The sequence below is a fragment of the Collinsella aerofaciens genome, from assembly GCF_964243765.1.
Lineage (GTDB): Bacteria > Actinomycetota > Coriobacteriia > Coriobacteriales > Coriobacteriaceae > Collinsella > Collinsella aerofaciens_BU.
Genome location: NZ_CAXTGI010000007.1, coordinates 75,852 through 91,937 on the forward strand (window position 1 = coordinate 75,852; position 16,086 = coordinate 91,937).

General features: G+C 58.6%; 16 protein-coding genes. 6 read left to right on the forward strand and 10 right to left on the reverse strand.

The window, feature by feature from the left end; all coding sequences use genetic code 11:
* Nucleotides 1–117 precede the first annotated feature (117 nt).
* Nucleotides 118–1,689, forward strand: a complete 1,572-nt coding sequence (locus ACESSC_RS06355; RefSeq protein WP_118081853.1) for a Y-family DNA polymerase — start codon at nt 118–120, stop codon at nt 1,687–1,689.
* Entirely contained in the window at nt 1,682–2,107 is a 426-nt protein-coding gene (locus ACESSC_RS06360; protein ID WP_373161995.1) for a hypothetical protein, read from the forward strand. Before ACESSC_RS06355 ends, ACESSC_RS06360 begins: the two co-directional genes overlap by 8 nt.
* Here ACESSC_RS06360 and ACESSC_RS06365 read toward each other — a convergent pair.
* A complete protein-coding gene (locus ACESSC_RS06365) occupies nt 2,104–4,641 on the reverse strand; it encodes a hypothetical protein (protein WP_373161998.1) in 2,538 nt (845 codons plus the stop codon). The two genes, ACESSC_RS06360 and ACESSC_RS06365, sit on opposite strands and share 4 nt — an antisense overlap.
* Before the next feature lie 273 nt (nt 4,642–4,914).
* On the reverse strand, nt 4,915–5,298 hold the full coding sequence (locus ACESSC_RS06370; protein ID WP_118081857.1) for a heavy-metal-associated domain-containing protein: 384 nt from the start codon (nt 5,296–5,298) through the stop codon (nt 4,915–4,917).
* A gap of 173 nt (nt 5,299–5,471) precedes the next feature.
* Between ACESSC_RS06370 and ACESSC_RS06375 the strand changes: the two genes are divergently transcribed.
* Together ACESSC_RS06375 and ACESSC_RS06380 are read left to right on the forward strand one after the other, a co-directional pair.
* Nucleotides 5,472–6,176 (forward strand): DUF3793 family protein, encoded by a 705-nt coding sequence (locus ACESSC_RS06375; protein ID WP_373162001.1) that lies wholly within the window; start codon nt 5,472–5,474, stop codon nt 6,174–6,176.
* Between the two features lie 46 nt (nt 6,177–6,222).
* Nucleotides 6,223–6,642 carry a flavodoxin gene (locus ACESSC_RS06380; RefSeq protein ID WP_118081861.1) on the forward strand — a complete coding sequence of 140 codons (420 nt, stop codon included), beginning with the start codon at nt 6,223–6,225 and terminating at the stop codon, nt 6,640–6,642.
* A gap of 117 nt (nt 6,643–6,759) precedes the next feature.
* Here the strand turns inward: ACESSC_RS06380 and ACESSC_RS06385 are convergent, their stop codons facing one another.
* From ACESSC_RS06385 to ACESSC_RS06410, 6 genes are all read right to left on the reverse strand, one after another.
* The gene (locus ACESSC_RS06385; RefSeq protein ID WP_118081863.1) at nt 6,760–7,512 is read right to left on the reverse strand and encodes an amino acid ABC transporter ATP-binding protein; all 753 of its coding nucleotides are present in this window, start codon (nt 7,510–7,512) and stop codon (nt 6,760–6,762) included.
* 12 nt (nt 7,513–7,524) lie between these two features.
* A complete protein-coding gene (locus ACESSC_RS06390; RefSeq protein ID WP_233543069.1) occupies nt 7,525–8,862 on the reverse strand; it encodes an ABC transporter permease subunit in 1,338 nt (445 codons plus the stop codon).
* Between the two features lie 140 nt (nt 8,863–9,002).
* On the reverse strand, nt 9,003–9,863 hold the full coding sequence (locus ACESSC_RS06395; protein WP_118081865.1) for an ABC transporter substrate-binding protein: 861 nt from the start codon (nt 9,861–9,863) through the stop codon (nt 9,003–9,005).
* Nucleotides 9,864–10,010: 147 nt separating this feature from the next.
* Nucleotides 10,011–10,877 (reverse strand): deoxyribonuclease IV, encoded by an 867-nt coding sequence (locus ACESSC_RS06400; protein ID WP_006234384.1) that lies wholly within the window; start codon nt 10,875–10,877, stop codon nt 10,011–10,013.
* Between the two features lie 172 nt (nt 10,878–11,049).
* Entirely contained in the window at nt 11,050–12,069 is a 1,020-nt protein-coding gene (locus tag ACESSC_RS06405) for a Gfo/Idh/MocA family protein (protein WP_349125583.1), read from the reverse strand.
* Nucleotides 12,070–12,159: 90 nt separating this feature from the next.
* Nucleotides 12,160–13,350, reverse strand: a complete 1,191-nt coding sequence (locus ACESSC_RS06410; RefSeq protein ID WP_349125582.1) for an aldo/keto reductase — start codon at nt 13,348–13,350, stop codon at nt 12,160–12,162.
* Between the two features lie 162 nt (nt 13,351–13,512).
* Here ACESSC_RS06410 and ACESSC_RS06415 point away from each other — a divergent pair, with 162 nt between their 5' ends.
* Both ACESSC_RS06415 and ACESSC_RS06420 read left to right on the forward strand, forming a co-directional pair.
* Entirely contained in the window at nt 13,513–13,707 is a 195-nt protein-coding gene (locus ACESSC_RS06415; protein WP_118081872.1) for a cyclase family protein, read from the forward strand.
* A 107-nt stretch (nt 13,708–13,814) separates the two neighbouring features.
* Entirely contained in the window at nt 13,815–14,738 is a 924-nt protein-coding gene (locus ACESSC_RS06420) for a ketopantoate reductase family protein (protein WP_118081874.1), read from the forward strand.
* A 91-nt stretch (nt 14,739–14,829) separates the two neighbouring features.
* Here the strand turns inward: ACESSC_RS06420 and ACESSC_RS06425 are convergent, their stop codons facing one another.
* Both ACESSC_RS06425 and ACESSC_RS06430 read right to left on the reverse strand, forming a co-directional pair.
* Nucleotides 14,830–15,048 (reverse strand): hypothetical protein, encoded by a 219-nt coding sequence (locus ACESSC_RS06425; RefSeq protein ID WP_117640812.1) that lies wholly within the window; start codon nt 15,046–15,048, stop codon nt 14,830–14,832.
* A 186-nt stretch (nt 15,049–15,234) separates the two neighbouring features.
* Nucleotides 15,235–16,011 carry a hypothetical protein gene (locus ACESSC_RS06430; protein WP_147350682.1) on the reverse strand — a complete coding sequence of 259 codons (777 nt, stop codon included), beginning with the start codon at nt 16,009–16,011 and terminating at the stop codon, nt 15,235–15,237.
* Between the last annotated feature and the right edge of the window lie 75 nt (nt 16,012–16,086).

The window sequence follows — 16,086 nt, forward strand, 5'->3', positions numbered from 1 at the left end:
CTCCATGCGCCCGGATAATCAGATGCCCCTATTCTAGCGCAGGTCAAGACCGTAATCAGCGAGCGTTGCCAATCCGCCCCCAAACGGCGACCGACCAAAAAGGGACAGGTTTTGACGATGTCCGCACAAGCGGGTATTATCGAACATGTATTCGATAAGAACATGTGTTTGATGGGAGGACGCGTGGGGCACGAGCGTCACACCTATGTCTGCATCGACCTTAAGACGTTCTACGCTAGCGTCGAGTGCGTTGACCGCGGGCTCAACCCGCTCACCACCAACCTGGTCGTTGCCGACGAATCGCGCGGGCGCACGACCATCTGTCTCGCCATCACACAGGCCATGAAGGACCTGGGGATACACAATCGCTGCCGTCTGTTCGAAATTCCCGACGGCATCGACTACATCAAGGCCATACCGCGCATGCAGCACTACATGGAGGTGTCGGCGCAAATTTACGGTATCTATCTGGAATACGTGAGTCCGCAAGACGTGCACGTCTACTCCATCGACGAATGCTTTATCGACGTGACACCCTATCTGGACCTCTACCATACCGACGCTGAAGGCTTCGCCTGCATGTTGCGCGACGAGGTCCTGGCGCGCACCGGCATCACGGCAACGGTTGGCATCGGCCCCAACCTATTCCAGGCCAAGGTGGCACTCGACATTACCGCCAAGCACGTACCCAGCCGCATCGGCAAACTCGACGACGAGACCTTTCGCAAGGAGATCTGGCCCCATCGCCCCATCACCGACATCTGGGGCATTGGGCCCGGCGTGGCAGCACGACTCGAAAAATACGGCGTCTACGATCTGATGGGCGTCGCGGCGCTCGACGAAAACCTGCTCTACGACGAGCTCGGCGTCAATGCCGAGTATCTTATCGACCACGCCTTTGGGCGCGAGCCGACAACTATCGCCGATATTCAGGCCTATCGCCCGCAGGCAACCTCAACAACCACGGGGCAAGTGCTATCGAAGGGTTATGCCTATGAGCAAGCCTACACCGTGTTGCGCGAGATGGTCGACAACGCTGTGCTGGACTTAGTCGATAAGCACGTGGTGTGCAACAGCATCTCGCTCTTTGTAGGCTACGCGAGCGAGCGCGCCGACATACGCCGCCTCGACGCCAGCGGCACAGCGCAATATGTAGACGGATGCGGGCATTTGCGTTCGAGCACGTCGAGCATCGAACCCGCCGCAACCGCCGGCCCCAAGCTCGCACCCCGCGCGCCCAAGCCCGTCCAGCGCGATGACGAACGCCGACGTTTGGTGCGAGAGGCACAGGCGATTGACGGCATCTTTGTGGGCGAACACGGCGGCAAGCCGCGTGGTGGCTATGCCGCGCTCTTTGCGCACTCCAACGCCTCGCGCAAGCTGCCCGAGCGCACCAATTCGTTTAAGAAGATCATGGGCTATTTCGATGAGCTCTGGGCGCAGACTGTCGATCCCAAACGACCGGTCAAGCGCATCAACCTGGGATTTGGCAATCTGGTGCCCGAGGAATTTGCCACTATCGACCTGTTCAGCGATGTTAAGGCCGATGAGCGCGAGCGCGACCTGGCGCGCGCCGTCCTGGCCGTGAAGGGCAAGTACGGCAAGAACGCGCTCGTCAAGGGATTAAGCTTCACCGCCGGCGCCACCGCACGCGAACGCAACGATCAGGTAGGAGGACATCGTGCCTAAGTCCCAACAACAGCCGATGCGGCCACCGACGCCTTTTGAACGTCTAGCGGACCCCGAGGGAAGACGTCGATCCGCCGACCCCAAGCTCACCGCCAACGGCGCCGTCCGCGCCGGCCGTGCCGCACAGTTTATGCCCTTTGCCGCCCTCACGGGATACTACGAGCTCGTGCGCAAACAAGAGATCACTGTTGAGCCCAAATGCGAACTCACGGAAGAAAAAGCCCTCGAGCTTTCGAAAAAGCTCGAGGGCCTCAAACGCGGCGACCTGATGCGCGTCACCTATTACGATATGTACGGCTATCGTAGCCGCACGGGCATTCTCGACGAAGTGTTACCCGCATTCAAGCTGCTCAAACTCAGGGATATCGCCATCGACTTCGACGATATCAAAAACATCGAGCTGCGCGGACGCGCCTAGCGACAAGAACGCTTGCGCAAGACGAGGGCAATGCCAAGCACCGCGGCAGCTGCAACCAGCAATCCCAAGACCAGCGTGAGGGTCGAGTCGCCAGCGTGAGGCAGCGAGCCGTCCTTCGGAGTCTTCTTAGTGGCCGTCGTGACGGTGGTCGTGGTGCTGCTCGACTGGTCGTTGCCGCCCGTCTGGCTGCCACCAGGCTGATCGCCGCCACCCGGCTGCGAAGGATTGGTGGGTTTCGTCGGATCCGGAGTACCGGGATCAATCGGATTCTCCGAATTCTCCTTGCGCTGGATCCAAACCTGGCAGCCATAGAACGGGTTGGCGGTACCAAGGCACAGACCCTGGTTGGTCACCGCAAAGGTGCGCAGACCATGGTTATACGGATCGTTAAAGCCATTGGTCGTCAGCGTCGTAAAGTTCACGCCGTCCTCGGTCACATACATATCAAAGCCGCGCTCGGCATCGCGCAGGTAGTACATGCACGTAAGCACGCTCTGCAGCTTCTTGAGGTTCTCCTCGCTCAGCAGCTTATCGAGCGCATCCTGAATATCGCCCGGCAGCTCGGTGCCATAGGCATCCTCGTACTGCTGCTTCAGGCTCTCATAGCTATCGAGCATGTCCTGATACTGGTCGGCAAAGGACTTGAAGTACGCGATCTCGCCATCGATCTTCTGGACGTAAGCGGCGTCGTCCTCAACGTCCTGGGACATCGTCGCGGCCTGATCGCAAAGATCGCCCGCGGCATCCTCCAGCGCATCGCTCAGGTCGCCAAAGCCCTTAGCGACCTCGGTCTTCTCGTCATCGACCTCGACGGCCTCAGCCTTCTCGTCATCGACCTCGACGGCCTCGTTTGAATCATCGTCCGCAGGCGTGTTCACGGGAACGATGGGGTCGTCAGGCGATTTCTTGTCGAGCAGGTGATCGAGCAGGTCCCTAAGGCGCTGAACCTGAGAGTTCCACTCCTCGGGCGTCATATCGATAATGTCGCCATTGGAGAACTGGCCGATCGGCTCAAGCAGGCTCGCGGTATCAAAGGTGCCGATATACAGCTTGCCGTCGAACTTCTGCATGCGCCAAATGTACTGGTTCTCGTTTCGGCCAAAGCCCGAAGCCAGGCCGGAAATACCGCCCTCGGGGAACATGACGGTGGGATCGCCAACGACGAGCTCCATGTTCTCGTTCTTGTCCATGCGATAGATGTTAACCGACTGCTCAAGATTGGCATTCACAAACGAGCAGTCAACGCCGCCCATGCCGCTCTTGCCGCCCTCTTCGGTGTTGGATTTGTTGAACAGGATGCGCTCGAGAGCAATCTCCTCGTCGTTGTATTCACCGATATAGAGGTAGTCGTTGTAGACGATGAGGTTGGCAGCGCCAGAACGGGTGCGGGCAGGATCGATGCCAAAGCAGTACTTTGCACGGCACTTTGGATCGGTCGCATCCTTATCGCCAACAATGGAAGTCCACTCATAGCTGCCGTCGGCGTTCTTGTCGCCACGAACCATGGCAAACGACCGCATGGAATTATCATCGGGAGCGTTCTCGGGCGTACCGGTGCAGATGGTGGCATAGAGATGGCCATTGTACGAGACCATATCCCAAATGGCGCCGCCGTAGATGCTGTCCTGATAGTGAATCGCCGGATAGCCAAACAGCGTCTTCGAGTTAGCAATCTCGGTGAAGCTAGCCTGGCCCTTCGAGGGGTCAGATGACGTCAGGATTGTCGCCACAAACTCATTGCCCGCTTTACCCACATTGCTGATGACGAGCTGTCCATCATGGACGCACATGCCGCGGATACCGGTAGAAATGCCCTGCTTGTAGGCATCGCGGTAATCGTCCGCGCTCGAAAGGCCCTGATAGACAACTTTCCAATCATCCGTCTTAGGATCGATCTCATATACAGCAGGCAGGCCGCTTTTGCCGCCATTGGTCCTGACGCTGCCGCAGAAATAAAGCTTACCCTTATAGCTCACGGCATTGCGGAACAAAGGACCGACGCCGTTGAGCGATTCAGAGAGCAGCAACTTGGTCTCACCGGTCTTGGTATTGATCTTGACCAAGATGCCGCCGCTGTCCTTGTCGGCCGTGCCGTCCTCCTTCTGCTGTCCATAGAAGAAGGTGCCGTTAAACATGGCCTCCAGCGTCAGGCGCATGGTCTCGGCATCAAAGGAATCGCCCAGCGTACCGTTCATGAGCGTCAGCGTGTTGCCCATCGCCGCATAGCAGGTGCCCACATAAAGCCAATCACCATAGCTCGCAGCCGCCCAAGTGTAGCTCTGGCCGCGATCGCCTTCGTTGTTGGCTGTGTTACCGTCGGCGCCCGGAACGGCAACGGCACCGTTACCCTGGTAGTCGACGATACCATCCGGCTGCGACGTTACTACCGTAGGATGCGAGAGCTTCTCAAAGGAATACCCATTTCCCGCATTGTAGGTAACGGCACCCGAAGCATCTTCGGCATGCGCCGGCAGCGGCGATACCAAGATAGCGGCAAGCGCTGCCACCAAGCCAAGTGTTCCCACTCGTCTCATAAGGCTATAGCCTCCCCTGTCCTTAAGCCCAGTTTTAGCATTCTTCATTTCTGTCCACGGCTAATTGCAATCTGAGCACAGCAATAATCATCGTATAAATATACACCTGTAATTTTTTGGACGGGTTAATAGATGCTCGATTGGTAGCGAATTCCGCGCGAACCGTCACCAAACTCCACTTTTGCCGCATCTAAAGGTTATTTTTTGCGCAAATTTTTGGATGCCGATAGTCACAATGGGCAGGAGGCCGGTATCCACCGGAGAGGGCAACGCCTACATTTTCATAACGTAATAGCCCGCGCCCCTCACCGCCGACTCGAGTGTGTCGCGATCAACCGGGCGCTTCGAGCGTACGCGTGCTGTGTGGTCCGCGTACGTTACCGTTGCCCACACGCCGTCCAGCGCATTGAGGGCATTGGCTACGTTCTGAGCGCAGCCGTCACAGCTCATGCCGCCGATGAGCAGCTCATCGCTATAGGGATAGTGCGACGCATCGGTATCCACCACAACAACCTTTTTGGCCTTCTTGCCGCTCGTACCATCGCTGCAACAACTCTTCCCGTGTGTCGATGCGGCAATGCGACGCAGCCCAAAAAACATGCCGACGGCAATGACGGCCAGCACGATGAGATTCGCAGGGTTGAGCAAGTCACTCATACGCTCCCCTTCCTTACGGTCCATTTCAGAGATACCCCGTGGGGTGCCCCATCTTACTCCAAACTCATGTCAGTTCAGTCAATTAGTTTCCCTCTTCAAACTTTTTAGTTGACCAAGGCTTACTTTCGTGTATAAGTTTTCCTAGGCTAACAGGAAAGGACAGCAGTGGCGTCATGACTCGAACTATAGACATTCCAACGTTTCAGGCGGCGGTTGTTCGCAACTGCTCTCCCATGCTTGCGGGCATCAAGCCGGCATCGCTCTTTACCTATCCAGGAGTCTATGCCGATCAAAACGGCTCGAGTGCAACTGCGGCGATCGAGGATCGCCGAGCACATCTGCTCAACGTTATCGCTCAGTGCAATCACGAGCTTAATCCGTTCGGCATCCATCTGAGCGTTTTGGTCTGGCGCCCCTGCGGGGCGCTCGTATACGCATGTCGGCCCAATAGCCTCGCCACTTATCTTGCTGACCCGCGCGCCAAAACGGCACTCACTAAGGAGGGCTACGACACCGGCAACCTCTCGGCATGTCTTGTGCATCTGGCATCGCGCATCACGCTCGCAAGCAATAACGCCGCGGAATGCGCATGCGGCCAAACCCGATGCGCATTGGACCATCAAGCACACTGCGACAACGGCTGCACCTGCGAGTTCCCCCACGAAATTGGCTACTTTTTGGGCTATCCCTACGAAGACGTGCATCAGTTTATCGTCCAGCATGGCGAAAACTACAAGGTCTTTGGCGCCTGGAAGGTCTACACGAATGTCGAGCAGGCGCTCACGACCTTCGACTCCTATCGCGCCTGCACGCAATACCTCACGCATATCTATCAGCAGGGCTGCAGCTTGGCGCAACTTGCCCAGGCGACCCGATAGAACGTACAAACCGCGGCCGCACGCCGCACAACCGAAAGGACTCAACATGAGCAAGATCGCCGTCGTCTATTGGAGCGGCACGGGCAACACCGAGGCCATGGCAAACTTTGTCGCCGAAGGCACCACGTCCGCGGGCGCCGAGGCCGAAGTCATCCCCTGCGCCGACTTCTCTGCCGGCAAGGCCACAAACTATGATGCCTTCGCCTTCGGCTGCCCCGCCATGGGCTCCGAGGAGCTTGAATACGATGAGTTCCAGCCCATGTGGGATGAGGTCAAGGAAGCCCTCGGCGACAAGAAGGTCGTCCTTTTTGGCTCCTACTCGTGGGCCGAGGGCGAATGGATGGACAACTGGAAGGCGGATGCCGACGAGGCAGGTGTCAACGTCGTCGATTCCGTCATTTGCTACGACGCCCCCGACGATGAGGGCGAGGCGGCTTGTCGCGCACTTGGAGCCGAGCTCGCCTAGCGGCAATGAGCTCCGCCCGTAACGCGCTCTGCGCCAAAACACATTCGCGTCCCAACAAAAACGGGAGCCGGATCACATCCGGCTCCCGTTTTCTGCTATGTCAGTCATATAAAGCGGCTACGAGATATTGCCCAAGAACGCCTTGGTGCGCTCGCTCTTGGGGTGGTCGAAGACCTCGCTCGGCGTGCCCTCTTCCACGATAACGCCGCCGTCCATAAAGACAACGCGGTCGGCAACATCGCGGGCAAAGCCCATCTCGTGGGTCACGACGATCATGGTCATGCCGTCGCGTGCCAGGTCGCGCATGACGCCCAATACATCGCGGACAAGCTCAGGATCGAGCGCCGACGTGGCCTCGTCAAAGAGCATCACGTGCGGATTCATCGACAGGGCGCGGGCGATGGCCACGCGCTGCTGCTGACCGCCCGAAAGCTGACTCGGCATAAAATCGATGCGCTCGGCCAGGCCGACCTTGGTCAGCTCCTCGATGGCAATCTTCTCGGCCTCTTCCTTGCTGCGCTTGAGCACCTTTTGCTGCGCAAGCATGACGTTCTTTTTGACCGACAGGTGCGGGAACAGGTTGAACTGCTGAAACACCATGCCCAAGTGCGTACGCACCTTATTGAGGTCAACGCCCTTGGCGCACACATCCACGCCCTCGACGACAATCGAACCACTCGTGGGCTCCTCAAGACGGTTAATGCAGCGAAGCATCGTCGACTTGCCCGAACCCGAAGGGCCCAGGACTACGACGACCTCACCCTTGCGCACATCTAGATCGATGTCGCGCAGGACCACGTTATCGCCAAAGGCCTTCTGGAGATTCTTGATGCTGACGACGACCTCGTTCGAGTTATTGGTTTCGCTCATGATAGAACCTCCTTACAGACCAGCGATATGGTCGGCGGGCGTCGCGACAACCTGTCCGGCGCTCTTGGTGGGACGCTTCTTTTTGGTTTCGGCCGTACCCAGCAGCCTCGCCTCGAGACCGCTCACCAAGCGCGCAAGCGGCAGGGTAATGACCAGATAGAACAGGGCGGCAACCACATACGGCGTAATGGAGCCCGTCGTTGCCACGATGGTGCGGGCGTTCATGACGATCTCGACCACGCCCACGGCGGCGAGCAGCGACGTATCCTTGTAGAGCAGGATAAACTCGCTGGTCAGCGTAGGCAGGACATTGCGGAACGTCTGCGGAATCATAACGTAGAGCAGCGTCTGGAAGGCATTCATGCCCAGCGAGCGAGCAGCCTCGTTTTGACCCTTGGGGATCGACTGAATACCGGCGCGGAAGATCTCGCACAGGTACGCAGACGAGTTCATGGCCATGACGATAACGCCCAAGACGTAGTCGTCAACCTTGACACCGGCAAGCGGCAGGCCAAAGAACGCGATATAGATCTGCAGGAATGCCGGCGTGCCGCGGATGATATTCACGTAGATGCCGGCAAGGCAGCGCAAGATGCGCGATTTGGAGATGCGCATGAGCGACAGGGCAAAGCCAAAGGGGATCGCCAGCGGAAACGCCACAAGCACGATCGAGAGCGACATAAGGAAGCCCTTAAAGACGATCGGCAGACTCTGGACCAAAATGACCGGGTTCAAGAACAGGCGCAGGAACATATTGGAGTTCCATGCCTCGACCCACGGCTGTTCCTTAAGATCGGCCAGGAAGTTGTCAAAGGCCGTCACGCCTTTGATCTCGACGGAAGGAATCTTGGAAATCTTCTTGGTCGAACCGTCGGCAAGCGTATAGGTTCCGCTAAAGGCCTCATCGCCGCCCTCGACGGGAAACGTCACGCCGTAAACCTCGACACGGAAAAAGCCGCCGGCAGGCGCCGTCTCGCCAAAGTCGATCTTGAGCGTCTGGCCGTCAGCCTTGCACGTGGGCTTCATGGGCGTACGATCCATGAGGTCCTCGCCCGAGAGCATCGTCAATCGCGTGTCATCGGTACCAAACGTCGTGCCGTCGACAAACGTCAGCGAAAGACCACTCAGCTCCTCGTCGGCATCGGCCTGAACCTCCCAGGTAATGCGCGTCTCAGTGCCGCCGACCACAGCGCTGCCCGAACCGGTATTGGGACGCGCGGTGATCTTTGCGGTCTCGAGCGCCTGGGCGGTCGAAGGCGCGGCTGTCCCCGCGCACAACAAAGCGAGCGCCACAGCTAGGGCGCAGGCTAGTTTTTGGAGCATCGAGGGCAGCGGAAAACGCCGACCCATGGCCCCTTCGTTCAATCGAGACAAGGTGGCTCCTATCGTAGAAGTTGCCGGCAAAACGAGACGGAAACGCTCTCCGTCGAGAGAAGCGCAAAGGCCCTCTCCGCAAAACGGAAAGGGCCTACGCGCAATCAAGCATCTATTTACTTGATGTTGTACTTAGCCATGAGGGCGTCAACGGTACCGTCGTCGGTCAGGTCCTTGATGGCCTGGTTGATGTCGTTCTTGAGCTTGGTGTTGCCCTGGTTGATGGCGATGGCGTACTCCTCGCCGGTGCTAATCTGCTTGATGGTCTGGCAGGTGTTGAACTGCTCGGCGGTCAGCTGGCTGGCAACGGAGCGGTTGGTGACTACGGCGTCGCCCTTATCGGACTGCAGGGCGCTGAAGCACTCGGTAGCGTCCTTGTAGGGGACGATCTTGGCCTTGGGGAAGTTCTCCTGGGCAAAGGCCTCGGCGGTCGAACCAGACTGGACGATGATCGTGGCGTCAGCATTGTTGAGCTTCTCGCTGTAGTTGTCGGCCGTGATGTCGGTGTTATCGACCTTGGTCACGATAGCCTGATCGTCCATGTAGTAGGAATCGGAGAAAGTGACTTCCTTCTCACGCTCGGGCGTGTCGGTGATAGCCGCGATGGAGACGTCATATTTGGCGCCCGAAGCGACGCCCGGAACCAGCGTGTCAAAGTCATTGTTGACATACTCGACATCCAGGCCCAGCTTGTCGCCGATAGCCTTGATGAGCTCAAGGTCAAAGCCCTGATAATCGCCGTTGTCATCCTTGTACTCAAACGGAGCGTACTCGGCAGAGGTGCCGACGGTCAGCGTACCGTCCTTGACGAGCGCGTACTCCTTGGAACCGTCGACCTTCTCGACCTTAGCGTCGTCAGAGCTGCTGGAACTGGCATCAGAACCAGAGGTGGCGTTGGACGAGCCGCAGCCCGTCAGAGCGAGGGCGAGCGCCATAGCACCCGTGGCGGCAAATGCGCCAAGCTTCTTCAGCTTCATAATCAGTCTCCTTCCAAAGACCCCACGTGATTCAGGGGTCTGCAAAAACTGAGGGTTATTATGCACCCGCTTGGCAGAATCCGCAATTAGAAAACTGATTGAAACAAACCCATAACGTGAATGGAGCACTCCACTTTATGACAGTCATCACTGCTGCAATGACCTTAACAATTTGATTTCAGCCGCATAACCTGCAAGTTCGTTCGGTGTCTCCAAAATGAATGGCAATGCGCGCAAGCGGCCATTCGATACAATATTCTGCATAACCTGCATACCGCCGCCAAACTCTTCACTACCCAGGTAGCCCTTGCCGATACACTCGTGGCGATCCTTATGGGCGCCGCAGGGATTCTTGGAGTCATTGATATGCACGGCGCGCAGGCGTTCGATACCCACCACACGATCGAACTCGTCAAGCACACCGTCAAGATCGTGGACGATGTCATAGCCGGCGTCATTCACATGGCAGGTGTCCAGGCAAACGCCCAACTTGGCCGACAGCTCGGGGCGCTTGTCGGCAACGCCCTCGATGATGAGCGCCAGCTCCTCAAAGCTGCGGCCCACCTCGGTGCCCTTGCCGGCCATGGTCTCGAGCAGCACCGTCGTCTGCTGCCCCTCAAACATCACCTGGCACAGGGTGTCGACGATCATCTGAATGCCGGCGTCGGAGCCCTGCCCCACATGCGCACCGGGATGGAAGTTGTAGTAGTTGCCGGGCAGCGCCTCCATGCGCCGCAGGTCCTCTGCCATGGCCTCCAGGGCAAACTCGCGCGCCCGCTCTTTGGCTGAGCAGGGGTTATAGGTATACGGGGCATGAGCCACGAGTGGGCCAAAATCATTTTGCGCCATAAGCTCGCGCAGGGCGGCCACGTCATCCATGTCAAGATCTTTCGCCTTGCCGCCGCGCGGGTTGCGCGTAAAGAATGCAAAGGTATTGGCGCCAATTGACAACGCCGTCTCTCCCATCGCCCGATAGCCCTTCGTCGTGGATAGATGACACCCGATCGTCAGCATCCCCAGCTCCCCCTCATCAGTTGCGGTGAAATAGTTCCTGTCGATGCCTTATTCTGCCGCAAACAGGAACTATTCCACCGCAAGTTATAAAAGGGGCATCAGAGATGCGGGGCACCAAGCACTACGGCTACGGGCGCCGGCGTCATGATCCCTCACGCGTCAGCGCCAGGTCCTAGAGGGCTAGACGGATTGCTTCGATAATACGCGCGCAGCGCTGTGTGGCGGCAAGGGGCATGACGGGACTCTCGAGTTTCCCCGCCCGGATGAGCTGGGTCGCATGCTGGATTTCGCCGTAGAAATCATCGACCTCAAACGGGGCATTTATTTCGAGCATTCGTCCGTCGGAGCACTTCACATGGGCGAGTTCGGGGCGATGAAGGCGCTCGATTTCCAACGAGCCCCGCTCGCAGGCAATCGTTAAGCGGCTTTCATATGCTGCTTTGCCGTCGACCACCATATGAATGGGTATACCGCCGACACTCATATGGATCTCATCGGCCCAATCCACGCGGCCGCCCGATACGTCACGCCAGCGAACTTCACGGGACGAAACCTCGCACGCGCCCGCGAGCAAATCCTCAAACCAACCGACCGCATAGCAGCCCATGTCATATAGACAGCCACCCTGCAACGGGTCGAGCAGATAACTCGAAGGAGGCTCACCATAATCGAGTTTTTGCACGCTTTCAATCGAGACAATACGGCCGAGCTCGCCCGACGCAAGCAAGACCTTCACGCGAGTATGCATCGGACAAAACCGATTTTTCATCGCCTCCATAAACGGCACACCGCACTCACGGGAAACGGAGGCGATCGCATGGGCCTCTTCTTCATTCAAAACGGCCGGCTTTTCGCACAGCACGGCCTTTCCCGCGCGCAGTGCCCGACAGACCCAATGCGCATGCATGCCATGTGGAAGAGCCAAGTAGATTGCGTCGACATCGGGGTCGGCAATCAGCGCATCATAAGCCGCATCGCCGCTATCGTCAGCCGTGGCATAACTGTGCGCGGCATCAATCGAAAACGCTCGGCAAAATTCCTCGACATGTGCAGGAGTGCGGCCGGCCGCAGCCACCAGCCGTGCCCCGTCGACCTTCTTGAGCGACGATGCAAATCGATGAGAAATGCGTCCAGCGCCCAAAACGCCCCAACGAACCTCACGTAAATCATCACATGAATCCCGATGGCCCACGACAGCCCCCTTCAGTTGCGGTGAAATAGTTCCTGTCGATGCCTTATTCTGCCGCAAGCAGGAACTATTCCACCGCAAGTTATAAAAGGGTCACGAGGAGCGCGTTTTGCCGAAGGCCTTAAGCACCGCCGTCACGGGGCCAGGCTGAAAACGGCGGCGTACGTCGTCCAAGCGCCCGGGGATATCGATGTGCTGCGGGCAATGCCGCGCGCATTTGCCGCACTTGACGCAATTGCTCACCAGCTTGGGCTCGTTCGTCCGCACCGCGCTCGCCGTAAAGTATTGAGACAGCCCCGCAAACCAGCTGTGCGCATAGCTTGCGTTGTAGGCAGCAAAACACCCAGGGATATTGATGCCTTTAGGACACGGCATGCAATAGCCGCATCCCGTGCAGGGCACGCGATTCGATTTTTCAAACTCCCTCAGCACGCGTGCGATGGCATCGAGCTGAGCAGCCGTCATCGAATCCGGCAGGGCCCGATCGGCCAACGCCGCGTTCTCATCCACTTGCGCGATATCGGTCATACCCGAAAGCAGCATCGTCACCTGAGGATGGTTCCACACCCACGAAAGCCCCCAGGCGGCCGGAGTGCGCAAATGCGGGTCACGGGCGCCATCGAGCACAGCGCGTGCCCGCGGCGGAAGTTTGCCCGCTAGACGACCGCCCAGCAGTGGCTCCATCACAAACACCGCAAGACCGCGCTCCGCAGCCGCCATGAGTCCTGCCGTTCCCGCTTGGTAACGCTCGCCGGCATAGTTGTACTGGATCTGGCAAAAATCCCAGTCATATGCGTCAAGCACCGTCAGGAAATCCGCCGCGCTGCCGTGATACGAAAAACCAATCTGGCGAATGCGCCCCGCCGCCTTTTGACGCGCGATCCAGTCCTCGATGCCCAACGCCACCACACGTTTCCACTGGGCGGGCGAGGTGATGTTGTGCATAAGGTAATAGTCGATATGGTCAGTCCGCAGCCGACGCAGCTGTTCGTCAAAGAACCGGTCGAAATCCTCCGCGCATTTGCACGAAGCATGCGGCAGCTTGGTCGCGAGCAAAACCTGGTCGCGTAGGCCTAGGCGCTCAAGCGAAGCGCCCACGCAAGCCTCGTTGCCGGGATAGAGATAGGCCGTGTCCAGGTAGTTAATCCCCTGCTCCACTGCACGGGAGATGATGGCGTCGGCTGTCTTCGCATCCGGGCGTCCCGGCGCACCGGGAAACCTCATGCAGCCCAGCCCCAACGCCGAGATACGGTTACCGCTTTTGGGGTCAACGCGATATTGCACGGCCCCTCCTCCCCCATCGAAGCCCTGATAAGGCGAAACAAACCTGTCACGTCATCGAAGCACATCGGAATCGCAATCGAGAACGTATCGTAACGCAGCAGAAATCAGGCCGTCACGGCACCGCTTTAACATCAGCAAAAAGCCCGATGAAAGGAGGCAAGCGTGGCCACGCGTGAGGACGCCTACCCCTATCCCGGCGAGCAATACATCCTCTCGGTCGACTGTTACCAGACCGAGATCATGGACCATCTGGACGAGCTTCCCGCCACAGGCGCCGTCATCTTCTGCACCTTCCCCAAGGCGCGCGATGGCGTTGGATATCCCGCACGCGTTTTTGCCATCTGCCCCGCGGCATAAGTTCTCATGCGTTTGTTCTTCTAAATTCCGCCTCCGGTGCACGCCACATGCTCCAGCGGCATACAATCCACCGGGCGCTCCGCACGCGGGCGCCTTTTTGTGAGGAGATGATTCACGTGCAGATCAACAAGGTTGCCTTTATCGGCAAGGGCGGCGTCGGGCTACTCTACGGCAGCATGATCGCCCAGGCACTCGGCGACGATGCCGTCGAATACGTCATGGACGACGCCCGTTTCGAGCGTCACGCAGGCGACGCCCTTACGGTCAACGGCGAGCCCTGCGCACTCAAGTCCGTGCGCGTCAGTGAGGCAACGCCCGCCGATCTGGTCATTCTCACGGTCAAGACGACGGGACTCAACCAAGCACTCAAGACTATGGAGCGCGTCGTGGGACCCAACACGCTCATCGCCTCGCTGTGCAACGGCATTACGAGCGAGCAAAAGATTGCCGAGCGCTTTGGCTGGAAGCACACCGTCCTGGGCATCTGCCAGGGCATGGATGCCGTGTTCCTCGACGGAGAGCTCACCTTTACCAATGCGGGCGAGATTCGCTTTGGCGCGGCAGCGGGCACCGAGCCCGCAACCGTCACCGCCATCGACGAGCTCTACACACGCTGCGGCATCGCCCATACCGTCGAGAGCGACATTGCGCACCGCATGTGGGCCAAACTCATGCTCAACGATGGTATCAACCAGACGTGCATGGCCTACGGCGGAACGTATGGAAGCGCCACAGAGGCCGGCTCCGAGCAGCGCCGCTGCTTTGTCTCCGCCATGCGAGAGACACTTGCGGTCGCCAATGCCGAGGGCATTGAGCTGACCGAGGCAGACCTGACGCAGATGGTGCACCTCATCGAGGGAATCGACCCCACCGGTATGCCCTCGATGGCGCAGGACCGCATCGCACAACGAAAGACCGAAGTCGAGGAGTTCGCGGGCACCATTTGCCGCCTGGCCGCCAAACACGATATCCAAGTGCCGCAAAACGATTGGCTCTACCAGAGGATTCGCGAAATAGAAGGCAGCTGGTAGCCTCGGCCGCATCGCGACGTGCGCAATACAAGCAGACAGGCCTTCGCGAGGATTCCGTCATTCGCGAAGGCCTGTTGCATTTAGCTCGAGGCTAAAACTGAGGCTTATTTTGCGATTCCGGAACCTCGTCCTCGTCATCGCGGCAAAGTAGCACGCCGGCGCTTCCCAGCAACGCCGCTGCAATCAAGGCGCCCACAATCACAGGAGCGGCGCCCGTAGCGGACTGCAAGCCGGCAGTTAACGCCGCCGTCGGACCAAGGCATCCGATCAAAAGGGCAACGACGGCAATAGCGACATCTCGAGCGTTCATGGAACCACTTCCTCCACGAGAAAGACTTTGTTTCTCGTGACTTAGTGTGCCCCGCGCCCATATGCGCGGCGTACTGCCACGGTAAGCGCTCTGTTAACTCAAATGCATACATAGAACGGGCGCCCTTACGTTGCCCTAAAGCTCGGTAAAGACGCCCGTCCGCCAAATATCCGTGATGCAGAAAAATTACCAGCCAGTGTAGTAGTCGGTGGTTCCGGCAGCGCAGCCGGAGTCATAGACCTTGCACTCGCCCTTGGATCCGGTAAACGTGGAGCCCTGAGCCTTATCGCCCGCGGCCACGACGTAGTAACCATCGGAATCGCGCCAAAAGCCCTCGGAATCCTGGGTCCACTCGCCCGTGCGGTGGTGATACAACACGTTGCTGCTGTAATAGGTCTCACGACGACCGTTATAGTTATTGACGCCGCTCGAGCGCGTCAGGCCCGAGCCGTTCGCGTAATACGCAGCAGACGCGTAAGACGAGCCGGAGCCGGCGTTGTAATACGAAGCCTGAACGGCCTCAGCGGCCTCGGCTTCGGCAGCCGCAGCCTCGAGCGCCTCGCGCTTAGCATCCTCGAGCGCGGAGCGAAGCTCGTCGAGCTCGGCCGACTTCGCGTCGACCTCCTCCATCGTCAAAAGACTGCCCGCACCATCGATACAACCTTGCAGTACAGCGCGCTCGTCATCGGTGGCATAGTCGCCGTACATGTTCATGATGATCTGGGCGCGGACCTCCAGGGAATCGCGCTTGGCCCCCATAGAGGCGTTCCACTCCTGCATGGAGCCAAAGCCGTCGCCGCGATAGTCGACGGGCTGCATCAGCGTCGCCTCGGACGGCGTGGATCCGACCGTATCGGATAGTGTTGCCGCGTGGGCATCAGTTGCGCCGGCGCCCGTCAAAAGTGCCACGGTCAGAGCGGCGGAAAGGGCGGCGGCTTTCGGTTTTCGTGAATCAATCCTCATGTAGCTGGAAACCTCCGTAGTGCGTTTTTGCTGCGTTTGAGCTGCGTGTGATTCGATCGCGCTGCATAGTACCCC